This window comes from Kumtagia sp., from assembly GCF_059502445.1.
Genome location: NZ_JCACER010000004.1, coordinates 46,134 through 66,714 on the forward strand (window position 1 = coordinate 46,134; position 20,581 = coordinate 66,714).

Sequence of the window (20,581 nt, forward strand, 5' to 3'; positions counted from 1 at the left end):
CTCCCTACCCCACCACCGCCTTTGCCTGCGCCGCCTCGGCGCGCAGCAGCATGCCGAACAGGTCGCGCGGCTCGTCCGGGTCAGCGAGCAGGTCGAGCTCCTCGTAGAGGCCGGTGTCGCGTAGCTTGTCGCGGACGTAGCGCAGCGCCGAAAAGTCCTCGATGGCGAAACCGACCGAATCGAACAGCGTGATCTGCCGCTCACCCGAACGGCCAGGCGCATGGCCGGCGATCACCTGCCAGAGTTCGGTGACGGGATGGTCGGCGGCAAGCTGCTGGATCTCGCCCTCGATGCGCGTCTGCGGCGGGAACTCGACGAATATGTCGGAGCGCAGCAGGATGTCGCGATGCAGTTCCGTCTTGCCGGGGCAGTCGCCGCCGATGGCGTTGATGTGCACGCCGGGGCCGACCATGTTGTCGGTGAGGATGGTCGCATACTGCTTGTCGGCAGTGACCGTGGTGATGATGTCTGCCCCCTCGACCGCCTCCTGGCCCGAGGCGCAGATGACGATGTCGAAACCCATTCCCGCCAGGTTTTTCGCGCACTTGCGCGAGGCGCTTGAATCAACATCGTAGAGACGGAGCCGGTCGATGCCGACGATCGCCTTGAAGGCAACAGCCTGGAACTCCGCCTGCGCGCCGTTGCCGATCAGCGCCATGGTGCGGGCGTCCAGCGGCGCCAGGTATTTCGCGGCGACCGCCGACATGGCAGCGGTGCGCAGCGCCGTCAGGATGGTCATCTCGGTGAGCAGCATCGGATAACCGCTGCCGACATCGGCGAGCACGCCGAAGGCAGTGACGGTCTGCAGGCCCTCGCGCGTGTTCTTCGGATGGCCGTTGACGTATTTGAATCCGTACAGCTTTCCGTCGCTGGTCGGCATCAGCTCGATGACCCCGTCATGGCTGTGCGAGGCGACCCGTGGCGTCTTGTCGAACAATTCCCAGCGGCGGAAATCGTGCTCGATGTAGCCGGCGAGCTCCGTCAGGAAGCGCTCGATGCCGACCGCCAGCACCAGCTTCATCATGTGGTCGACGCTGACGAAGGGGACGATGTTCAGCTTGGGCGCGGTCATGTCAAAAACTCCTGGTCGGACGGTCCATGATGCGGCGGCCCATCAGGCTGGCGGTGAGATCGACCATCAGGGTGGCGGTGCGGCCGCGCTCGTCGAGGAAGGGATTGAGCTCGACCAGGTCGAGGCTGGCGACGAGCCCGCTGTCGGACAGCATCTCCATGACCAGATGCGCCTCGCGGAAGGTGGCGCCACCGGGCACCGTCGTGCCGACTGCCGGAGCGATCGACGGGTCGAGGAAGTCGACGTCGAGGCTGACATGCAGGAGGCCGTCTTCCGCCGCGACACGCTCCAGGAAGGCGCGCAGCAGCGGCGCGACGCCGTGCTCGTCGACGGCGCGCATGTCGTGAACGGTGACGCCGGCCTCCGCCAGCGCCCGGCGCTCGGCCGGATCGACGCTGCGCAGGCCGAGTGCACAGATGCGCTTCGGATCGACCGTCGCCGGCAAATCGGGGAAATAGCCGGAAAAACCCGGCTGGCCGGCGGCATAGGCGAGCGGCACGCCGTGCAGGTTGCCGCTGCTCGTGGTGTCGAGCGTGTGGAAATCGGGATGGGCGTCGAGCCACAGCACGAAGAGCGGCCGGCGGCGCTCGGCAGCGCGGCGGGCGAGCCCCGCCAAGGTGCCGGCCGAGATCGAATGGTCGCCGCCGAGGAAGATCGGCATGCCGCCATCGCTCGCCTGATAGGCGCGTTCGGCGATCACCGCCGTCCAGGCTGAAATCTCGGGCAGCGCTTTCAGTGCCACGTTGCCATGGACGACCGGCCGCGGGGCGGCCGGCTGCACGGCGCCGAGATCTTCCACCTCATGGCCGAGTTCACGCAGCGCCGCGACCAGACCGGCAGTGCGCAGCGCGCTCGGCCCCATCTCGCAGCCCATGCGGCCGGCGCCGTCCTGGACGGGCGCGCCAACGATCCTGCACAGCATGGTGAAACCCTCGTCTTCGTTCTTGTGAGTGGAAAGGATTTCACCCGCAAAGACCGGCGAAACGAACAGGTAAAATTGGCAAATTCATTCATTCATGCTAGCAAAACGGTCGGTTCAACCACCAAATCGGCAGAATGAACACGCTCGACGAAAAGCTGATCACCCTGCTGCGGCACGAGGCGCGGCGCAGCATCTCCGACCTCGCGATCGATCTCGGCGTGTCGCGCGCGACGGTGCGTGCGCGCATGGAGCGGCTGGAGAAGTCGGGCGAGATTCTTGGCTACACGGTCATCCTGCGCGCCGACGCGGTCGACCAGCGGGTGCGCGGCATCATGATGATCGAGATCGAGGGCCACGCCGCCGACCGGGTGATCCGCACGCTGGGCGGCCTGTCCGAGGTCTCCACGGTCCATACGACAAACGGCCGCTGGGACCTGGTGGTCGAGCTCGGCACCGCCACGCTGACCGAATTCGACGCCGTGCTGCGGCGCATCCGCCTGATCCCCGGCATCACCGGTTCCGAGACCAGCCTGCTGCTCGCCACGCCGCGGACGACCAGGGCGCGGCTGTAGCTCGGAGCACGGCACGTTGCCGCAGCGCGACGATGCGGGTTCGCTGACGTGCCTCTCCATGCTACGTGAAGGTCGAACGATCGAAGGTTTTGCGGGTGAGGAAAGGCTGGACAGCACGGAGGCTCGGGGTCGCGCTCGCCGCGGCCTGGCTGCTGCTCGTCCAGGCGCTCTCCGGCAGCTTCGCGCTGGCAGCCGGCAGGCAGCACGTTCCGCTCGATGCCTTCGGCAATCCGCTCTGCATCACCAGCGCCAACCATGACCTGCCGGCGCCCGGCTCCGAGCACGGCCCGCCGCCCGCATGCTGCCTGCTGGGCTGTGCGACGGGCGCTCCGCTTGCCGCGCTGCCACCGCTTCATGCGTGGCTTGCCGTCGCCTTTCCGACCGGGCCGGGTACGCCGCCTCTGCTCGCGCGGGAAATCGCCGTTCCGGCCGACCCGCATGATCCGGCCAGCCCGCGAGCGCCGCCTCGCGCCGGTTGACGGACCGCCGGGTGGCGTCTGCGCCACCGGGCGGTCGATCCCGCTCATTTCCGTTCGCGCGGCCATTCGAGCCGCGACCCAATCCATGGACACCCCAATGAAACCCTTCATAGACACGCCGACGCGCAGCGTCGCTCTCGCCCGCTTCCGCAGCATCGAGGAGCGGATCGGCCTCGCGGCTTTCACGCTCATGCTGCTCTTCGCCCTCTCGCGTCCGCTCTGGGCGCACGAGTTCAAGCTCGGGGAGATCGAGATCGACCACCCCTGGTCGCGCGAGGTACCGGCCGGCGCCAAGGTCGCTGCCGGCTACCTGGTGCTCAACAACCACGGAGCGGAGGCCGACCGCCTCCTCTCCGTGAGTTCGGCAATCGCCGGCAAGACGGAAATCCACGAGATGAGCGTCAATGCCGACGGCGTGATGACCATGCGCCCCGTCCCGGACGGCATCGACATCCCCGCTCATGGCGAGGTCGCGCTGAAGCCCGGCTCCTTCCACATCATGTTCATGGACCTGAAGCAGGAGCCCAAGGCCGGCGTGAAGTTCCCAGGAACCCTGACCTTCGAGAAGGCCGGCACGGTGGACGTCGAATTCGCCGTCGAGGCGAAGAGCGGCGAGGCCGATCACTCGCAGCATTAGGCGGCTCTGGTTTCGGGAGCAGCGCCTGCGCCGGCCTGCATCTGGCTCCCGAACCACGAGGGCGCCAGCCGGACAGGGGAGCGGGAGCACGACGTGGCGCCCCCGCCCCTTCCCCGTTAAGCTGACGCAGTCCATCGACCTGTAGGGAGAGCCGCCATGCCGGACACCTGGTTCGAGATCCGCCCAATCTCGCCCGGCGTCACGCTGATCACGGAGCCCTTCGTCCACCCCTTCTTCCGCGCCAATCTCTACCGGATCGAGGGTCGCGACTTCGACATCCAGCTGGACTTCGGCAACGGCGTCGCCAGCCTGTCGGCCGCCCTGCCGGGCTCCGGCAGGCCGGTGCTCGCGGTAGCTACCCACGCGCATGTCGACCATGTCGGCAGTTTCCACGAATATGCGCGCCGCGCCGGCCATGAAGCCGAGGCCGAGGTCTTTTCCACGATGAACGACGAAGGCACCTTCGCATCGTGGTTCGTCAATCATGAGGACATTCTGGAGCGGCTGCCGGAACCCGGCTATCGGCTCGAGGACTACAGGCTCATGCCGGCACCGCTGATCGAGCTGCTCGGCGAAGGCGACAGGATCGATACCGGCGGCCGCGTCTTTCGCGTGCTGCATCTGCCCGGACATTCGCCGGGGTCGATCGGCCTGCTCGACGAGTGGAACGGCGAATTCTTTTCCGGAGACGCGATCTACGACGACCAGTTGATCGACGACATAACCGGAGCGGATATTCCGGACTATGTCCGCACCATGCGGCGACTGGCCGAGCTCGACGTGAGCATCGTCCATGGCGGACATGGCGCCAGCTTCGGCAGGGCGCGCCTGCACGAGATCGCGCGCGGCTATGTCGAGGACAAGGCGGGACGTTAGACTGAAGGTGCGGTCTTCACTGAACCGCGAAATAATCCTCGATCCGCGCCGCCGCGCGCTTGAGCGGCGGCAGCACGGTGCGCCTCATCTCCGCCACCGAAAAACGCGCCGACTGGGTGGATACGTTGATCGCCGCAGCGATCCTTCCCTGGCGGTCGCGTACCGGCACGGCGATCGAGCGCAAGCCGAGTTCCAGTTCCTCATCGACGATCGCAAACCCTTGCTCCGCGGCCTGCCGCACCCTTTCGGCGATCTCGCCCCGGTCGGTGATCGTCTTCGACGTGTTCGCCTCGATCCGAGCCCCGGCCAGAAATTCGGTCAGTTGCTCCGGCGTCATTCCGGTGAGCAGCACCCTGCCCATCGATGTGCAATAGGCCGGCAGCCGCGTGCCGACCTGCAGGGCGACGCGCATGATGCGGGCGCCGGGAATGCGGGCAACATAAACGACGTCATGCCCCGACAGCACCGCGGCCGAGCAGGATTCGTTCATCCCGGCCGCGACTTCGCGCATGAACGGCTCGGCGAAGGACCAGAGCGATGTGCCTTCGAGCCAGGTCCGCGCCAACGAGAGAAGACGCGGCGACAGCACGAACTGCCGGCCGGTCTGATTGGCATAGCCGGCGGAGGCCAGCGTGAGCAGCAGGCGCCGGGCGCCGGCCCGCGTCAGTCCGGCCCGCTCCGCTGTCTCGGTCAGCGTCAGCCCGGCCGGGTTGCCGGCAAGAATCTCCAGCACGCCCAGCCCTTTCTCCAGCGAGCCGACGAGGTCGCGCGACGGCATGGTGTCAGGCATGGACGCGGTGTTCTCCAAGCGGCAGACCGCCTCATTGACTTCGGCGGCATCGGCCGGATAATATCGCATACAAAACAAAAGTTCGCAATTCGAACTTTCTGGATTGAGGTGGTGCCATGGCGACGTTCCTGCCGCTCAGCCGGGCGGTGTCCGATAACTTGAACGACGGCGACACTGCCGCCTTCGAAGGCTTCACCCACCTGATCCCGACCGCGGCCGCGCATGAGGCGATCCGCCAGGGTTTTAGGGACCTGACGCTGGTGCGCATGACGCCGGACCTTGTCTACGACCAGATGATCGGCATGGGCATGGCCAACAAGGCGGTGTTCTCCTATGCCGGCAATCCCGGCGTCGGGTTGCTGCGGCGCCTCCGCGACGCGGTCGAGAACGGCTTTCCGCAGCCGCTGGAGATCGAGGAGCATTCTCACGCCGCCATGGCCAACGCCTACGAGGCGGGCGCGGCCGGTCTGCCCTGCGCGGTCTTTCGCGGCTATCGCGGCGCCGAACTGGCTAGGGTCAATCCGAACATCAAGTCGATCGTCTGCCCCTTCACCGGCGAAAAACTGGCGGCCGTTCCAGCGCTCAGGCCGGACGTAACCTTCATCCACGCGCAAAAAGCCGACCACAAGGGCAACGTGCTGGTGGAAGGCATCATCGGCATCCAGAAGGAGGCCGTGCTGGCGGCCAAGCGCGCGGTGGTGACGGTCGAGGAGGTCGTGGACGATTTCGCCGGCATCCATCCCAATGCCTGCATCCTGCCGTCCTGGACGGTACATGCGATCGCCGTAGTGCCCGGCGGCTCGCATCCGTCCTACACCCACGGCTACTACGCCCGCGACAATGCCGCCTACCTGGAATGGGACGAGATCGCCTCGGACCGCGAGAGATTTCGGGTGTGGATGCAGGAAAACGTCATCGAAAAGAGCGCCGACGATTTCGCCGGGCGCGTCGCGCATCTGAGGAAAGCGGCATGAGCGACTTCACGCCCAACGAGATGATGACGATCGCCGCCTCGCGCGCGCTGAGGAGCGACGACGTCTGCTTCGTCGGCATCGGCGCGCCGTCGGCCGCCTGCAACGTGGCGCGGCTGACGCACGCGCCGGACATCACGCTGATCTACGAGAGCGGCACGATCGGCACCGCGCCCGACGTGCTGCCGCTGTCGATCGGCGACGGGGAATTGTGCGAGACGGCCGTCACCACGGTCCCCGTGCCGGAGATGTTCCGCTACTGGCTGCAGGGCGGTCGCGTCACCATCGGCTTCCTCGGCGCCGCCCAACTGGACAAGTTCGGCAACATCAACACGACCGTCATCGGCGACTACGCGCACCCCAAGACCCGGCTGCCCGGTGGCGGCGGCGCTCCGGAGATAGCCACCTCGTCGCAACAGGTCTACATCACCATGGCGCAGTCGAAGCGCGGTATGGTCGAGAAGATCGATTTCTTCACCTCCTTCGGCCATGGCGACGGCGGCGATCATCGCAAGCGCCTCGGTATTGACACGGTCGGCCCGACCCTGCTCATCACCGACCTCGCGATCTGGAAACCGGATCCTGAGACCAGGGAGTTCACCGTGGTCTCGCTGCATCCCGGCGCCACCCGCGAGACGGTGCAGGAGACCTGCGGCTGGACGGTGAAGTTCGCCGAGCGGCTGGAGGAGACCCCTGCCCCGACCGAACTGGAACTGAAGACGCTGCGCGACCTGCAGGCCCGCACCAAGGCGGCGCATGCGGGGACCGCGAAGAAGGGGAAGGCGGCCTAGCATGACCGAAGCCTATATCTGCGACTATATCCGCACCCCGATCGGTCGGTTCGGCGGGGCGCTCTCCTCCGTGCGCACGGACGACCTCGGCGCCATCCCGCTGCGGGCGCTGGCCGAACGCAACGCGGCGGTCGACTGGGCCGCGGTCGACGACGTGATTTTCGGCTGCGCCAACCAAGCCGGCGAGGACAACCGCAACGTCGCGCGCATGGCGCTGCTGCTGGCCGGCCTGCCCCAGGAGGTGCCGGGCACCACGATCAACCGGCTGTGCGGTTCCGGCATGGACGCGGTGATCGCCGCCGCGCGCGCCATCAAGGCGGGCGAGGCCGAGCTGATGATCGCCGGCGGCGTCGAATCGATGAGCCGCGCGCCTTTCGTCCTGCCCAAGGCCGACACCGCCTTCTCGCGCAACGCCGAGATCTACGACACCACCATCGGCTGGCGCTTCGTCAACCCGCTGATGAAGAAGCAGTACGGGATCGATTCCATGCCGGAGACCGGCGAGAACGTCGCCGAGGATTTTGCGATTTCACGCGCAGATCAGGATGCTTTTGCCGTGCGCAGCCAGAATAAAGCCGTGGCGGCACAGGAAAACGGGCGACTTACGAAGGAAATCGTTGCGGTGACGATCCCGCAGCGGAAAGGCGAACCCGTCGTCGTCGCCAAGGATGAGCACCCGCGTGCCGGCACGACGGTGGAGACGCTGGCAAGATTGCCGACGCCGTTCCGCGAGGGCGGCACAGTGACGGCGGGCAATGCGTCGGGCGTCAACGACGGCGCGGCGGCGCTCATCATCGCCTCGGAAGCCGCGGCGAGGAAGCACGGCCTGACCCCGATCGCCCGCATCCTCGGCGGCGCGGCCGCCGGCGTGGCGCCGCGTATCATGGGCATCGGCCCGGCGCCCGCGACGAAAAAACTGTGCGCGCGGCTGGGCATTTCGCCAGAGGACCTCGACGTGGTCGAGCTGAATGAGGCGTTTGCCTCGCAGGGCATCGCCGTGCTGCGCGAACTCGGCATCGCCGAGGATGCGGATCACGTCAACCCGAACGGCGGCGCGATCGCGCTCGGCCATCCGCTCGGCATGTCGGGCGCTCGCATCACCGGCACCGCGGCGCTGGAGCTGCGCGAACGCGGCGCGAAACTGGCGCTGGCGACCATGTGCATCGGCGTCGGACAGGGCATCGCGGTGGCGCTGGAGCGCGTGTAAAGGAAAGCTATCAACCAGGACGGCTGGCGGCCAGTACATGGAAAGTGGCAGGACAGCGCCCCGCTGTCCTGCCGACGTTTGCACCGCCTCAAGCCCGACGCGATCCATTCGTCCTCAGCGATGCGCCAAAATGTTCACCAGCCGTCCGAACGGGTCGCGCACGAAGAAGCGGCGCACGCCCCACGGCTCTTCCGCAGGGCCGTATTCGACGGCAATGCCGGCCTTGTGCACGCGCTGGAGCGCTTCGTCGAGATCATCGACCTCGACCGAGATGTCGGGCACCGGCGTTCCCGATCCGCCTTCCGACATGATGCTGACCTGCACGCTCATCGTCTCGGCGTTGCCATAGGTGGCGATCCAGCCGAGATCCATCAGCACGTCGAGGCCGAGCACGTCGCCGTAGAAGCGTTTGGCGGCGACGACGTCATCGGTGGCGATGTTGGCGACGATGCGGTTGACTTTCATGGCCGGCTCCTCGCTCGCGGCGCAGTGCAACAACGCCACCCACCGGTCCCAAATAGGAGCATACCGCCTTCCGTCCAGCGCCCACATTCCGAGCAAGCATGAGCTTGACGAAAGCGAGATTGGACGACGCCGGGCGGAGCGCGGCGCAACCGACCGGCTATCAGCCGGCCGTCCCCATGTTTCCGCGGTCGAAGGTCACGGCCTTGACGACGACGAAAACCGGGCCACCCGGCTGCAGGCCGAGCGTCTCCACCGAACGGCGCGTCACACGCGCGGCCAGGCGGTCGCCGCCGCAGTCCAGCGAGACCAGCGCCTCCGGTCCGCCGTCGGCCGAGATGCCGGTGATCGTTCCTGCAAGCACGTTGAGCGCGCTGATGCCCGGCGGCCGCTCGAGCGATAGCATCACATCGCGGGCCCGCACGCGGGCGCGGATTTTTGCGCCGACCGGCGCATCGACCCGCGGCAGCCGCCATTCGCCGCCGGCGGCATGCAGCACCGTCAACCCGAACGCCTCCTCCTGGCCGGCGACGGTGAGGTCGACCATGGCGCCGGCCTCGCCACGCTGCTCCTCGGGCAGAAGATCGAAACGCGACAGGATATCGGCGGCCGGCCCGCTCGCCGCGACTGTACCGACGGAAAGCACCACCACGTCCGTCGCCAGCCTCGCCACCTCGCCGACCGAGTGGCTGACATAGACGATCGGGATCTTCGTCTCGTCGCGCAGACGTTCGAGAAAGGGCATGATTTCGGCCTTGCGCGCGTCGTCGAGCGAGGCGAGCGGCTCGTCCATCAGGATGAGTTTCGGGCTGGCGATCAGCGCCCGGCCGATCGCCACGCGCTGCTTCTCGCCGCCCGACAGCGAGGCCGGCCGGCGGGCGAGCAGATGGCCGATGCCGAGCAGGTCGACCACGGCGGAAAAGTCGGCGTAGCGCTCCGCGGCGGGCGTGAAGAAGCGGCCATAGCCGAGATTCTGCGCGACCGTCATATGCGGGAACAGCCGCGCATCCTGGAAGACGTAACCGATGCGGCGCCGGTGCTTGGGCACGAACACGCGCTTGTCGGCGTCCACCAGCACCCGACCGTCTACGACGATGCGTCCCTCCCGCGGGCGCACCAAACCGCCGATCATATTGATCAGCGACGTCTTGCCGGAGCCGGACGGGCCGAACAGCGCGGTGAGCCGCCCGCTGCTCTCGAACGCCGCGTCAAGCAGGAAATCGCCTTGCTTGTGGCTGATGCGGACCGACAGCGTCATTCGATTTCGAGCCGCCGGCTGACCCGCCGCGCCAAGAGCTCGGACGCCACCAGGGCGATCATGGCGATGACGATCGACACCAAAGTGAGCCGCAGGGCGCCGAGATCGCCCCCCGGCACCTGGGTGAAGGTGTAGATGGCCGACGGCAGGGTCTGCGTCTCGCCGGGAATGTTGGAGACGAAGGTGATGGTGGCGCCGAACTCGCCCATGGCTTTCGCGAAGGACAGGATCATGCCGGCGATGATGCCCGGGAAGATCAGCGGCAGCGTGATGGTGGAGAACACCCAGGCTGGGTTGGCGCCGAGCGTGCCGGCCGCCGCCTCGAGTTTTTTGTCGACCGCCTCGATCGAAAGACGGATCGCCCGCACCATCAGCGGGAAGGCCATCACTCCGCAGGCCAGCGCCGCCCCCGTCCAGCGGAAGGAGAAGACGATGCCGAAATTGTCGGCCAGGAACGCGCCGACCGGGCCGCGCCGGCCGAAGGTTATGAGCAGCAGGTAGCCGGTGACAACCGGCGGCAGGATCAGCGGCAGATGCACGATGCCGTTGAGCAGCGACTTGCCCCAGAAATCCCGGCGCGCCAGCAGGAAGGCGATGGCGATGCCGAACGGCAGGGCGACGACGGTCGCCCAGACAGACACCCTTATGGAGAGCCGGACCGCGTTCCACTCGTCCGGGCTGAGGTCCAGCCACTCCATGCCTTCACATCATGCCGCTCAGTTGGAGACCGGCGGCACCAGTACCGTGAAACCCTGCTCCTCGAAAAGTGCCTTGGCCTTGGCCGACTGCATGCACTTCAGAAAGGCCGGCGCGGCGGCGCTGTCGGCGCCGGCCGTCACCGCCGCGGGATACTCGATGGGAGGATGCGAGTCCGCGGGAAAGGTGCCGACGATTTTTACCTTGGGATCGGCCTTGGCGTCGGTCTGGTAGACGATGCCGAGCGGCGCCTCGCCGGTAGAGACCAGCGCCAGCGCGGCGCGCACGTTCTCCGCCTGCGCCACCTTGCCTTCGACCGAGGCCCATACGCCGAGCTTTTCGAGCGCCGCCTTGCCGTATTTGCCGGCCGGAACCGCATCGACATTGGCCATGGCGAGCCTGCCGTCGCCGAGCAGCCCGGCAATGTCGAAACCGGGCGCGATGTCGGCGGCGGCAGGCGAATCGGCTGGCGCGACCAGCACGATGCTATTGCCGAGCAGCTTTACCTCGGTGTCCTTCTTCGTCAGATTCTTCTCCGACAGATAAGCCATCCAGTCGAGATCGGCGGAGACGAAGAGGTCTGCCGGCGCGCCCTGCTCGATCTGCTTGGCCAGCGCCGAGCTTGCGGCATAGGAGATCGTCGCCTTGCCGCCGACATCCGCCTCGCAGGCGGTGTTCACCGCGTCGAGCCCATTCTTGAGGCTGGCGGCGGCGAAGATCGTCAAGCCGTCGTCGGCGTTTGCCCCGGGCGCGGCAAGCAGCGCCGTCATTCCGCCGGCGGCCAGCAGCAGCCGCAGCCCCAAGCCGTTGCATTTCATCGCGACAAGTCTCCATTCATGACAAATGCGTCCGCTCACACGGCACGGCGGCATCGATATATTCAATCAAACATAACTCTTGGCGTTTGTCCAATGGCAAAGCTGTAGGGAGTCCGGCGATAGCCCCGTGTGTCATGCCGTCGGATTTCCGAGCAGGCGCAGCGCATCCCCATCGGGGAACTGCTCCGGCGATGGATGGCTGGAAAGCTTCCGGCGCGGCGACCAAACGATCTCGGCCGCGAGCGAACCGCCATCGCTATAGCTTCACTGAAATAGCCCAGGGGGTCGGACACGTTTTGACGAAAACCCGTTGTCCGCCTGTCACATTCGGCCGATACTCCCCGATGCGAAGCAACCCCTTCGCCAATGACAAAACGGGAGTGAAACCATGAAGATCAACGGCGTGGCGGCCGTCACCGGCGTCGCCTTCACCCTGCTTTCCACCACCTCCTCCTTCGCTGTCACCGAGATCTCCTGGTGGCATGCCATGACCGGCGCCAACAATGAGGTCGTCGAGCAGCTTTCGAAGGAGTTCAACGAGAGCCAGAGCGACTACAAGGTGGTGCCGGTATTCAAAGGCACCTATCCGGAGACGCTGAATGCCGGCATCGCCGCCTTCCGCGCCAAGCAGCCGCCGACGATCATGCAGGTGTTCGACGCCGGCACCGGCACGATGATGGCCGCCGAGGGCGCCATCAAGCCGGTCGCCGACGTGCTGGCAATGGGAGACAAGCCGTTCGACAAGAGCCAGTACCTGCCCGGCATAGTCTCCTACTATTCGAAGCCGGACGGCACCATGCTGTCCTTCCCCTACAATTCCTCCTCGCCAATCCTCTATTACAACAAAGACATCTTCCAGAAGGCCGGCCTCGACGTCGACAACCCGCCGAAGACCTGGAATGAGGTCTGGGAGGCGGCCAGGAAGATCAAATCGAGCGGCGCCGCGCCCTGCGGCTTCACCTCGACCTGGCTCACCTGGATCCACACCGAGAATTTCGCCGCTTGGAACGATTATCAGTGGGGCACCAACGAAAACGGCATCGCCGACCTGAATGTCGAGCTGAAGATCAATGCCGAACCCTTCGTGAAGCATTTCCAGGCGCTGGCCGACCTCGCCAAGGACGGCACGTTCAAATATGGCGGTCGCACCTCCGAGGCCAAGCAGGTCTTCCTGGCCGGCGAATGCGGCCTGTTCACCGAATCCTCCGGCGGCCTCGGCGACGTCGTGAAGTCGGGCATGAATTTCGGCACGGGCATGCTGCCCTACGATACGGAGCCGCAGAATACGATTCCCGGCGGCGCCTCGCTGTGGGTCTTCGGCGGCAAGTCGGATGAGGAATACAAGGCCGTCGCCGCCTTCTTCAATTTCCTGTCGCAGACCGACATCCAGGCCCGCCTGCACCAGGTCTCTGGCTATCTGCCGGTGACACTTGCCGCCTACGAGAAGACCAAGGCGGACGGCTTCTACGAGAAGAATCCGGCGCGCGAGATCCCGATCAAGCAGATGATGGGCAAGGCCCCGACCGAGAATTCCAAGGGCGTGCGGCTGGCCAACCTGCCGCAGGTCCGCGACATCCTGAACGAGGAATACGAGAAGATGCTGGCGGGCGATCAGACCGCCCAGCAGGCGCTGGACAACGCCGCCCAGCGCGGCAACAAGGCGATCCAAGAAGCGCTGGGGAATTGATGCGGGCCGACGTATTCTCCCCCCTCGAGGGGGAGATGGCCGCGCAGCGGTCACAGGGGGTTGGTGGGGCAGCGCACCGACCTTTTTTGGAACGCACGCGAATTCGTGGCGTCGAGCACTGCCGCTCGTGCCCCACCCAGTGGGCTGCACCCGCCGACCTCCCCTCAAGGCGGAGGTAATGCCCTCATGACACCCCGCGTCGTCTTTCCCAACAAGATCCTGCCCTATCTGCTGCTCGCGCCGCAGCTCGCCATCACGCTGATCTTCTTCTACTGGCCGGCCTCCCAGGCGCTCTATCAGTCGATGCTGCGCGAAGACCCGTTCGGGCTGAAGACGCAGTTCGTCTGGTTCGCCAATTTCCGCAAGGTCCTGGCCGATCCGAACTACGTGAACTCGCTCTACGTCACGGTGGTCTTCTCCGTCGCCACCACGGTGGTGGCGATGGCGGTGGCGCTGCTGCTGGCCGTCATGGCCGACAAGGTGGTGCGCGGACGCGGCATCTACCGCACGCTGCTCATCTGGCCCTATGCGGTGGCTCCGGCGATCGCCGGCATGCTGTGGCTGTTCCTGTTCAACCCGTCGATCGGCTCGCTTTCCTATGCCTTGCGCGCGATGGGTATCGCCTGGGACCCCCTGCTCAACGGCAACCAGGCCATGGTGCTGGTGGTGGCCGCGGCCGCGTGGAAGCAGATCAGCTACAACTTCCTGTTCTTCGTCGCCGGCCTGCAGGCGATCCCAAGGACGCTGATCGAGGCGGCGGCGATCGACGGCGCCGGCGAGACGAAGCGGTTCTGGACGATCGTCTTCCCGCTGCTCGCGCCGACCACCTTCTTCCTGCTGGTGATCAACACCACCTACGCCTTCTTCGATACCTTCGGCATCATCCACGCGGTGACCGGCGGCGGCCCCGGCAAGGCGACCGAGACGCTGGTCTACAAGGTCTACAATGACGGCTTCGTCAATCTGATCCTCGGCGACTCCGCCGCCCAGTCGGTGATCCTGATGGCGATCGTCATCGCGCTCACGGCCGTGCAGTTCCGCTACGTCGAGAAGAAGGTGCATTATGGTTAGGCGCGGCGCATTCTCCCCCCTCGAGGGGCAGATGTCGGCGAAGCCGACAGAGGGGGTCGCCGAGGCGGCGCGCCAAGTATCCCTCCCCCTCGAGGGGAGGGTGGCCGCGAAGCGGCCGGGTGGGGTAAGTCCGGCAGCGCGCCGGCCCTTTCTGAAACGCACGCGAACAACAGGGCGTCGAGCACGGCCGCTCGTACCCCGCCCGGCGGGCAGCGCCCGCCGACCTCCCCTCAAGGGGGTGGAGCCGCGCCGGGCCGGGCGCCGAGAACCTTTCGTCGCCGGCGAAAGGTTGGTTCCTCCTGAGGCTACCCCCTCCGCCGCCTTCGGCGGCACCTCCCCCTCGAGGGGGGAGGAAAGCCCGTGATCGGCTCCTCCCCACTCCGCACCTACATCGCCCATGTCCTGCTGATCCTCGGCGTGGTGATCGTCGCCTTCCCGATCTACTACACCTTCGTCGCCTCGACGCAGACGCTGCAGACCATCTTGCGCCCGCCGCTACCCCTGGTTCCCGGCGACCGGTTCTTCGCCAACTACTACGAGGCGATCTTCGGCGGCGTCGGCCGCATCGGTGGGGTCGGCGTCGGCACGCTGCTGTTCAATTCGACGGTGATGGCGCTCGGCATCGCCGTCGGCAAGATCGTCATCTCCATCCTGTCGGCCTATGCCATCGTGTTCTTCCGCTTCCCGCTCAGGATGACCTTCTTCTGGCTGATCTTCATCACGCTGATGCTGCCGGTCGAGGTCCGTATCCTGCCCACCTACAAGGTGATGGTCGATTTCGGGCTGATCGACACCTATGCCGGGCTGATCGTGCCGCTGATCGCCTCGGCCACCGCGACGCTGCTGTTCCGCCAGTTCTTCCTGACCATTCCCGGCGAGCTGGTCGAGGCCGCGCGCGTCGACGGCGCCGGGCCGTGGAAGTTCTTCAAGGACATCCTGCTGCCGCTGTCGCGCACCAACATCGCCGCGCTCTTCGTCATCCTTTTCATCTACGGCTGGACACAATATCTGTGGCCGCTGCTGGTCACCAACCGCAACGACATGAACACCATCGTCATCGGTCTGAGAAAGATGGTGTCTTTCGCCGATGCCGACACGGAATGGCATCTCGTCATGGTGACGGCGGTGCTGGCCATCCTGCCGCCCATCCTGGTGGTGGTGCTGATGCAGCGGTGGTTCGTGCGCGGTCTCATCGAAACGGAGAAGTGAGTGGCCACCGTCGACCTGAAGGACGTCCGCAAGACCTATTTCGGCAATGTCGAGGCGGTGAAGGGCGTCTCGATCGCCATTCCCGACAAAGCGCTGTGCGTGCTGGTCGGGCCGTCGGGCTGCGGCAAGTCCACGCTGCTGCGAATGATCGCCGGGCTGGAGGCGATCACGTCGGGAACCGTGTCCATCGGCGAAAAGGTGGTGAACACCGTCGGCCCGGCCGAGCGCGACATCGCCATGGTGTTCCAGAACTATGCGCTCTATCCGCACATGAACGTCTACGACAACATGGCCTACGGCCTGCGCAACCGCGGCACGCCGAAGGAAGAGATCGACGCCCGCGTGCGCGCCACCGCCAAGACGCTGGAACTCGCGCATCTGCTGGAGCGCCGGCCGCGCGAGCTTTCCGGCGGCCAGCGCCAGCGCGTCGCCATGGGCCGGGCGATCGTGCGCTACCCGAAGGTGTTCCTGTTCGACGAGCCGCTCAGCAATCTCGACGCCAAGCTGCGCGGGCAGATGCGGGTAGAAATCAAGAGCCTGCAGCGGGCGCTCGGCGTCACATCGGTCTATGTCACCCACGACCAGCTCGAGGCGATGACGCTGGCCGACATCCTCGTCGTCATGAATGCCGGAGAGGTCGAGCAGATCGGCGCTCCGCTCGACGTGTACGAGAAGCCGGCTTCCACCTTCGTCGCGTCCTTCATCGGCGCGCCGCCGATGAACCTGATGCCCGTAGCCGCATTGCCTGCCGGCCTGACCGCGCTGGCTGCGCACGCCGATGCGGCAACCCTGGGCTTCCGTCCCGAGGACGCGACATTGAACCCCCGCGGGGGCGGGGCTTCAGGCAATGGAGCGGCCGGCCTGTCTCTCGAGATGGCTGTCGAAGGCGTCGAACCGGTGGGGGCGGAGAGTTTCATCTACTGCCGCATGGCCGGCGAGCGCCTCGTCCTGCGTGCCCCCGGCCGCACGGCGACGCAGGCGGGCGACAGCCTGTCGGCCATGGTCGATACCGCGAAACTCCACTGGTTCGACGCGGCCGGAAAGCGGCTGTGACGGACTTTCCGATCGTCGGCCGCTATGCTGACGGGCGTTCCGATTCGTGCTGAGCCCGCCATGACGACCGATCATCGTTCGACACCTTCAGGCAAGCCGCGTGCCCGCGCCTTCGCCATTCCCTTCGACGGCGAGCCCGGCCGCTGGAACGCCATCACCGACGTGCCGGGCGTTTCGGTCGGCTATGTCACGCTGGTTTCCGGCGACGGTCCGCTCGCCGCCGGCAAGGGACCGGTGCGCACCGGCGTCACCGCCATCCTGCCGAGACCGGTGGCCGAGCTGGCGACGCCGGTCTATGCCGGCATCTTCAGCGCCAACGGCAATGGCGAGTTGACCGGCTCGCACCTGATCGAGGAGATCGGCGCCTTCAACTTTCCCATAACCATCACCAACACGCATTCCTGCGGTGTCACCCGCGACGGCACTTTGCGCTGGCTGAACAAGGCTTTGCCGAAGGCCGTTGAATCGGCCTGGGGCCTGCCGGTGGCGGCTGAGACCTATGACGGGTTCCTCAACGACATCAACGGCCATCACGTAACCTTCGAGCACGTGTCGCAGGCGCTGGACACGGCAGCCTCCGGGCCGATCGAGGAAGGCAGCGTCGGCGGCGGTACCGGCATGGTCGCTTTCGGCTTGAAGGCCGGTTCGGGCACGGCCTCGCGGCTGGTCGACTGGCAGGGCCAGCGCTTCACCGTCGGCGTGTTCGTGCAGGCGAACTTCGGCAACCGCAAGAACTTCACCGTGCGCGGCCTGCGCGCCGCGCCAACCTTGTCGCAGCCCGAACTCGTGGAGAAGACGCTGCGTGCCGAGAAAGGCTCGATCATCGCCATCGTGGCGACCGACGCGCCGCTGCTTACGCATCAGCTCAAACGCCTGGCGCGGCGTGTACCGCTCGGCGTGGCGATGACCGGCGGCCTCGGCTATCACAGCTCGGGCGACATCTTTCTCGCCTTCTCGACCGCCAACGCGGAAGCAGCAACCGCCGAGGCTGGAAAGCTTTGCCGGGCGGACTTCATTCCCGATTGCGACATCGATCCGTTTTTCGACGCTGTGGTGCAGGCGACCGAGGAGGCGATCCTCAACAGCCTCGTCGCCAACGACGACATGACCGGCCGCGACGGCAATTTCGTGCCGGCCCTGCCGAAGGAGTGGCTGGGACGGACCTTCCCTGCGGCGAGGTAGGTTACGGCCCCGCCGGCTTCGGCAGGCCCTCGCCCTCATAGACCGGCACGCCCTCGATCATCGTGGCCAGCACCTTGCCTTGGGAAATCTCGGTCGGCGGCACCTTGGTGATGTCGCGGTCGAGCACGACCACATCCGCGCGCTTGCCCACGGTCAGCGAGCCGGAATTGTCCTCGTCGAAAGCGGCATAGGCGCCGTTGATCGTATAGGCCGCGACCATGTCCATCACGTCGAGCTTGTGCTGCGGCGTCAGCACCTTGCCGTTGGGGTCGGCGATGTCCTGCCGCAAGACGCCGGTCTGGATCGCCTCCAGAGGGTTCATCGACGATACGCTCCAGTCGCTGCTGCCCGCGAGCGTCGCGCCGGCGTTCTTCAAGGCGCCGAAGGGATAGAGCCATTGCGAGCGTTCCGGCCCGATCTTCGGCTCGGTCAGGTCGACGATATAGGTGTCGGGATAGGCCCACAGCGCCTGGATGTTGGCGATGGCGCCGAGTTCCTTGAAGCGCGGGATGTCGGCCGGGTCTATCAGCTCGAGATGGGTGATCTGGTGGCGGCTGTCGCGCGCGCCGTTGGCCTTCCGCGCCGCCGCATAGGCGTCGAGCGCCATGCGCACGGCGCGGTCGCCGATCGCATGTGCGTGCAGTTGCAGATTGACCCTGTCGGCCGCGACTGCAACGGCATCGAGTTGCTCCTGGGTGAACAGCGGGTCGCCGGCTGAATTGGAGCCGACATAGGCTTCGAGCAGCGCCGCCGTGCCGGTCTCGATGACGCCGTCGACGAAGAGCTTCACCGACGTCACCTCGAGGTGCGGGCTGGTGTAACGGTTCTTGAGGCCAAGCACGCGCTGCGCGCCTGCCGCGCCCTCCTCCGCCTCGATCTTGACGGCGGCCTCCACGTTGAGCTTGAGTTTTTCCGCGCCGTCGGCGCGCTGGTAGCCGGCCAGCATCCACTCCGTGGCGGAAGGATCGATGATGGCGGTGATGCCGTAGCTCAGCGCCTCGGTCTGGCCCTTCTCCAGGCCGGCATCCACCTGCGCCTCGGGATAGTCGGGCAGAAGGTCGCCGACGAGCGCCATCGCGGTCTCGCGCAGCAGCCCGGTCGGGTTGCCCTGCGCGTCGCGCTCGATGCGCCCGCCTTCCGGATCCTTGGTGCCGGCATCGATGCCTGCCGCCTTCAGCGCGGCTGAGTTCGCCCAGCCGGAGTGGCCGTCGACATCCTCGAAGTAAGCCGGTCGGTCGCCGGTGATCGCGTCCAGCGCCTTGGCGGACGGATCCTTGTACACGGCAACGCTCCAGCCGCCGCCACGCAGCCAGGCACCGTCAGGCAATTTGGACAGCGTCGGCTCGATGGCGGCGCGCAGCCCCGCTTCGTCGGCGACATCCGTCAGGCTGATGTCCTCAGCCGCGGTCGCGCTCCAGATCAGGTGATTATGCGAGTCCTGGAAACCGGGCAGCACCAGCGCGGTTTCGGGCAGGTCGTAGACCGTCGCTCCCTTAAGGAAAGGCGCGATGTCCTCGGCCGAGCCCACCGCCGCGATGGCGCCGTCGACGAGCGCGATCGCCTGCGCCTCCGGTTTGGCGGGATCCATGGTGAGCACACGTGCGCCACGCAGCACGATTGCGCCGTCCGCGGCCGCCGCGGCGGTCCCGAGAAACAGCACAATTCCCGCAACCGCCAAGCCGGTGCGGCATCCTCTTGCCGTCATGATGTCCTCCCCTGCCCCTCTGCCGGCTTTCAGGGTACAGGGCAGGCAAGGCCCGTAAGGCGGCGTCACATCGGTACGGGCAGGCGCCTCCGCTCGGCGGTTCGGGCGCCACGGACTGCACGTCATGCGCGTCGTCGTTCCCCGCGCCGGCTCACACTCTGCGACCATCCGTCGCAGGAATTTGTCGCATAAATGAAGCATGATGCGCCTTCGGCGACCTTGGAGGAGGAGTCGAGTCGATACTCGACGCGCCGGGAGGAACGGAGCATGGCGATTGCGCTTGCACTCGTTCTCGTTGTTGTGGGCTCGGTGCTCTTTCACCTCTTGAGCCCGTGGTGGTGGACGCCCATAGCGTCCAACTGGGACTATATCGACCACACCCTCGTCATCACATTCTGGATCACCGGCGTCGTCTTCGCCGCCGTGGTGCTGTTCATGGCCTATTGCGTCTGGCGCTTCCGCCACAAGGAAGGCGCCAAGGCGCATTACGAGCCGGAGAGCAAGCGGCTGGAGACCTGGCTGACGGTCGTCACCGGGATCGGCGTGGCGGCGATGCTTGCCCCCGGCCTCTATGTCTGGAGCCAGTTCATCACCGTTCCGGACGACGCGACCGATGTGGAGGTGATCGCCCAGCAGTGGCAGTGGAGCTATCGCCTGCCGGGCGCCGACGGGAAGCTCGGCACCTCCGACAGCCGCCTGGTCAGCGCGGAAAACCCCCTCGGCATCAATCCGGAGGATCCGAACGGCCAGGACGACGTGATCGTCGAGGCCGCCGACCTGCACCTGCCCATCGGCAAGCCGGTCAAGATGCTGCTGCGCTCGATCGACGTGCTGCACGATTTCTACGTGCCGGAGTTCCGCGCCAAGATGGACATGGTCCCCGGCTCGGTGACCTATTTCTGGTTCACGCCGACCCGCACCGGCAGCTTCGAGGTGCTGTGCGCCGAACTCTGCGGCACCGGGCACGGCTTCATGCGCGGCGTCGTCGCCGTCGACACGGAGGAAGACTACCAGGCTTGGCTGCAGGAGCAGTCGACCTTCGCCCAACTCACCGCTCCCGAGCAGGTCGGCGCGGCCGAGATGGTGCAGCCATGAGCAGGGAGGCGGCGGCATAGCGGAATTC

21 protein-coding genes are annotated in these 20,581 nt (G+C 66.4%); 13 read left to right on the forward strand and 8 right to left on the reverse strand.

Annotation, left to right across the window (positions count from 1 at the left end; translation table 11 throughout):
* Nucleotides 1-4: 4 nt before the first annotated feature.
* Entirely contained in the window at nucleotides 5-1,072 is a 1,068-nt protein-coding gene (gene ocd / locus AC5JDC_RS01095) for an ornithine cyclodeaminase (protein ID WP_495838335.1), read from the reverse strand.
* A gap of 1 nt (nucleotide 1,073) precedes the next feature.
* Nucleotides 1,074-1,994, reverse strand: coding sequence for an arginase (gene rocF, locus AC5JDC_RS01100; RefSeq protein ID WP_495838337.1), 921 nt, complete (start codon nucleotides 1,992-1,994; stop codon nucleotides 1,074-1,076).
* Nucleotides 1,995-2,128: 134 nt separating this feature from the next.
* Between rocF and AC5JDC_RS01105 the strand changes: the two genes are divergently transcribed.
* The 4 genes from AC5JDC_RS01105 to AC5JDC_RS01120 all read left to right on the forward strand — a co-directional run bounded on the left by AC5JDC_RS01105 (nucleotide 2,129) and on the right by AC5JDC_RS01120 (nucleotide 4,558).
* Nucleotides 2,129-2,566 carry an Lrp/AsnC family transcriptional regulator gene (locus AC5JDC_RS01105; protein ID WP_495838339.1) on the forward strand — a complete coding sequence of 146 codons (438 nt, stop codon included), beginning with the start codon at nucleotides 2,129-2,131 and terminating at the stop codon, nucleotides 2,564-2,566.
* A gap of 95 nt (nucleotides 2,567-2,661) precedes the next feature.
* Nucleotides 2,662-3,045 carry a hypothetical protein gene (locus AC5JDC_RS01110; protein WP_495838341.1) on the forward strand — a complete coding sequence of 128 codons (384 nt, stop codon included), beginning with the start codon at nucleotides 2,662-2,664 and terminating at the stop codon, nucleotides 3,043-3,045.
* Between the two features lie 97 nt (nucleotides 3,046-3,142).
* Nucleotides 3,143-3,682 carry a copper chaperone PCu(A)C gene (locus AC5JDC_RS01115; protein WP_495838343.1) on the forward strand — a complete coding sequence of 180 codons (540 nt, stop codon included), beginning with the start codon at nucleotides 3,143-3,145 and terminating at the stop codon, nucleotides 3,680-3,682.
* A gap of 156 nt (nucleotides 3,683-3,838) precedes the next feature.
* Complete coding sequence (locus tag AC5JDC_RS01120; RefSeq protein WP_495838345.1) at nucleotides 3,839-4,558, forward strand: MBL fold metallo-hydrolase; 720 nt, start codon at nucleotides 3,839-3,841, stop codon at nucleotides 4,556-4,558.
* Nucleotides 4,559-4,574: 16 nt separating this feature from the next.
* Here the strand turns inward: AC5JDC_RS01120 and AC5JDC_RS01125 are convergent, their stop codons facing one another.
* A complete protein-coding gene (locus AC5JDC_RS01125) occupies nucleotides 4,575-5,348 on the reverse strand; it encodes an IclR family transcriptional regulator domain-containing protein (protein WP_495838347.1) in 774 nt (257 codons plus the stop codon).
* A gap of 116 nt (nucleotides 5,349-5,464) precedes the next feature.
* Between AC5JDC_RS01125 and AC5JDC_RS01130 the strand changes: the two genes are divergently transcribed.
* Genes AC5JDC_RS01130 through pcaF form a run of 3 tightly spaced genes read left to right on the forward strand, consistent with a single transcriptional unit; the run spans nucleotide 5,465 to nucleotide 8,317 of the window.
* Complete coding sequence (locus AC5JDC_RS01130) at nucleotides 5,465-6,322, forward strand: CoA transferase subunit A (protein WP_495838349.1); 858 nt, start codon at nucleotides 5,465-5,467, stop codon at nucleotides 6,320-6,322.
* Complete coding sequence (locus AC5JDC_RS01135; RefSeq protein WP_495838351.1) at nucleotides 6,319-7,110, forward strand: CoA-transferase subunit beta; 792 nt, start codon at nucleotides 6,319-6,321, stop codon at nucleotides 7,108-7,110. Before AC5JDC_RS01130 ends, AC5JDC_RS01135 begins: the two co-directional genes overlap by 4 nt.
* Nucleotide 7,111: 1 nt before the next feature.
* Nucleotides 7,112-8,317, forward strand: a complete 1,206-nt coding sequence (gene pcaF / locus AC5JDC_RS01140) for a 3-oxoadipyl-CoA thiolase (protein ID WP_495838353.1) — start codon at nucleotides 7,112-7,114, stop codon at nucleotides 8,315-8,317.
* 114 nt (nucleotides 8,318-8,431) lie between these two features.
* On the opposite strand, the gene AC5JDC_RS01145 is transcribed toward pcaF, so the two are convergent.
* The 4 genes from AC5JDC_RS01145 to modA form a co-directional block, all read right to left on the reverse strand.
* A complete protein-coding gene (locus AC5JDC_RS01145; protein WP_495838355.1) occupies nucleotides 8,432-8,782 on the reverse strand; it encodes a VOC family protein in 351 nt (116 codons plus the stop codon).
* A 160-nt stretch (nucleotides 8,783-8,942) separates the two neighbouring features.
* On the reverse strand, nucleotides 8,943-10,037 hold the full coding sequence (gene modC, locus AC5JDC_RS01150; RefSeq protein ID WP_495838357.1) for a molybdenum ABC transporter ATP-binding protein: 1,095 nt from the start codon (nucleotides 10,035-10,037) through the stop codon (nucleotides 8,943-8,945).
* Nucleotides 10,034-10,735 carry a molybdate ABC transporter permease subunit gene (gene modB, locus AC5JDC_RS01155; protein ID WP_106770793.1) on the reverse strand — a complete coding sequence of 234 codons (702 nt, stop codon included), beginning with the start codon at nucleotides 10,733-10,735 and terminating at the stop codon, nucleotides 10,034-10,036. The genes modC and modB overlap by 4 nt, the downstream gene beginning before the upstream one ends.
* A gap of 18 nt (nucleotides 10,736-10,753) precedes the next feature.
* Nucleotides 10,754-11,551, reverse strand: a complete 798-nt coding sequence (gene modA, locus AC5JDC_RS01160) for a molybdate ABC transporter substrate-binding protein (RefSeq protein ID WP_495838359.1) — start codon at nucleotides 11,549-11,551, stop codon at nucleotides 10,754-10,756.
* 388 nt (nucleotides 11,552-11,939) lie between these two features.
* On the opposite strand from modA, the gene ugpB reads away from it, so the two are divergent.
* From ugpB to AC5JDC_RS01185, 5 genes are all read left to right on the forward strand, one after another.
* Nucleotides 11,940-13,238 carry a sn-glycerol-3-phosphate ABC transporter substrate-binding protein UgpB gene (ugpB, locus tag AC5JDC_RS01165; RefSeq protein ID WP_495838361.1) on the forward strand — a complete coding sequence of 433 codons (1,299 nt, stop codon included), beginning with the start codon at nucleotides 11,940-11,942 and terminating at the stop codon, nucleotides 13,236-13,238.
* A 186-nt stretch (nucleotides 13,239-13,424) separates the two neighbouring features.
* Nucleotides 13,425-14,309, forward strand: coding sequence for a sn-glycerol-3-phosphate ABC transporter permease UgpA (ugpA, locus tag AC5JDC_RS01170; RefSeq protein WP_106770790.1), 885 nt, complete (start codon nucleotides 13,425-13,427; stop codon nucleotides 14,307-14,309).
* 360 nt (nucleotides 14,310-14,669) lie between these two features.
* Complete coding sequence (gene ugpE, locus AC5JDC_RS01175) at nucleotides 14,670-15,518, forward strand: sn-glycerol-3-phosphate ABC transporter permease UgpE (protein WP_495838364.1); 849 nt, start codon at nucleotides 14,670-14,672, stop codon at nucleotides 15,516-15,518.
* Nucleotides 15,519-16,571 carry a sn-glycerol-3-phosphate ABC transporter ATP-binding protein UgpC gene (ugpC, locus tag AC5JDC_RS01180; RefSeq protein ID WP_495838366.1) on the forward strand — a complete coding sequence of 351 codons (1,053 nt, stop codon included), beginning with the start codon at nucleotides 15,519-15,521 and terminating at the stop codon, nucleotides 16,569-16,571.
* A 60-nt stretch (nucleotides 16,572-16,631) separates the two neighbouring features.
* Entirely contained in the window at nucleotides 16,632-17,753 is a 1,122-nt protein-coding gene (locus tag AC5JDC_RS01185; protein WP_495838368.1) for a DmpA family aminopeptidase, read from the forward strand.
* 1 nt (nucleotide 17,754) lies between these two features.
* On the opposite strand, the gene AC5JDC_RS01190 is transcribed toward AC5JDC_RS01185, so the two are convergent.
* Complete coding sequence (locus tag AC5JDC_RS01190; RefSeq protein WP_495838370.1) at nucleotides 17,755-19,458, reverse strand: amidohydrolase; 1,704 nt, start codon at nucleotides 19,456-19,458, stop codon at nucleotides 17,755-17,757.
* Between the two features lie 267 nt (nucleotides 19,459-19,725).
* On the opposite strand from AC5JDC_RS01190, the gene AC5JDC_RS01195 reads away from it, so the two are divergent.
* Nucleotides 19,726-20,553, forward strand: a complete 828-nt coding sequence (locus AC5JDC_RS01195) for a cytochrome c oxidase subunit II (protein ID WP_495838372.1) — start codon at nucleotides 19,726-19,728, stop codon at nucleotides 20,551-20,553.
* The last annotated feature ends 28 nt before the right edge of the window (nucleotides 20,554-20,581 follow it).

What these genes read in the sequence shown, in the direction of transcription:
- ocd (WP_495838335.1), bottom strand. Translation starts at nt 1,072, where the DNA reads ATGACCGCGCCCAAGCTGAACATCGTCCCCTTCGTCAGCGTCGACCAC.
- rocF (WP_495838337.1), bottom strand. Translation starts at nt 1,994, where the DNA reads ATGCTGTGCAGGATCGTTGGCGCGCCCGTCCAGGACGGCGCCGGCCGC.
- AC5JDC_RS01105 (WP_495838339.1), top strand. Translation starts at nt 2,129, where the DNA reads ATGAACACGCTCGACGAAAAGCTGATCACCCTGCTGCGGCACGAGGCG.
- AC5JDC_RS01115 (WP_495838343.1), top strand. Translation starts at nt 3,143, where the DNA reads ATGAAACCCTTCATAGACACGCCGACGCGCAGCGTCGCTCTCGCCCGC.
- AC5JDC_RS01120 (WP_495838345.1), top strand. Translation starts at nt 3,839, where the DNA reads ATGCCGGACACCTGGTTCGAGATCCGCCCAATCTCGCCCGGCGTCACG.
- AC5JDC_RS01125 (WP_495838347.1), bottom strand. Translation starts at nt 5,348, where the DNA reads ATGCCTGACACCATGCCGTCGCGCGACCTCGTCGGCTCGCTGGAGAAA.
- AC5JDC_RS01130 (WP_495838349.1), top strand. Translation starts at nt 5,465, where the DNA reads ATGGCGACGTTCCTGCCGCTCAGCCGGGCGGTGTCCGATAACTTGAAC.
- AC5JDC_RS01135 (WP_495838351.1), top strand. Translation starts at nt 6,319, where the DNA reads ATGAGCGACTTCACGCCCAACGAGATGATGACGATCGCCGCCTCGCGC.
- pcaF (WP_495838353.1), top strand. Translation starts at nt 7,112, where the DNA reads ATGACCGAAGCCTATATCTGCGACTATATCCGCACCCCGATCGGTCGG.
- AC5JDC_RS01145 (WP_495838355.1), bottom strand. Translation starts at nt 8,782, where the DNA reads ATGAAAGTCAACCGCATCGTCGCCAACATCGCCACCGATGACGTCGTC.
- modC (WP_495838357.1), bottom strand. Translation starts at nt 10,037, where the DNA reads ATGACGCTGTCGGTCCGCATCAGCCACAAGCAAGGCGATTTCCTGCTT.
- modB (WP_106770793.1), bottom strand. Translation starts at nt 10,735, where the DNA reads ATGGAGTGGCTGGACCTCAGCCCGGACGAGTGGAACGCGGTCCGGCTC.
- modA (WP_495838359.1), bottom strand. Translation starts at nt 11,551, where the DNA reads ATGAAATGCAACGGCTTGGGGCTGCGGCTGCTGCTGGCCGCCGGCGGA.
- ugpB (WP_495838361.1), top strand. Translation starts at nt 11,940, where the DNA reads ATGAAGATCAACGGCGTGGCGGCCGTCACCGGCGTCGCCTTCACCCTG.
- ugpA (WP_106770790.1), top strand. Translation starts at nt 13,425, where the DNA reads ATGACACCCCGCGTCGTCTTTCCCAACAAGATCCTGCCCTATCTGCTG.
- AC5JDC_RS01185 (WP_495838368.1), top strand. Translation starts at nt 16,632, where the DNA reads ATGACGACCGATCATCGTTCGACACCTTCAGGCAAGCCGCGTGCCCGC.
- AC5JDC_RS01190 (WP_495838370.1), bottom strand. Translation starts at nt 19,458, where the DNA reads ATGACGGCAAGAGGATGCCGCACCGGCTTGGCGGTTGCGGGAATTGTG.
- AC5JDC_RS01195 (WP_495838372.1), top strand. Translation starts at nt 19,726, where the DNA reads ATGGCGATTGCGCTTGCACTCGTTCTCGTTGTTGTGGGCTCGGTGCTC.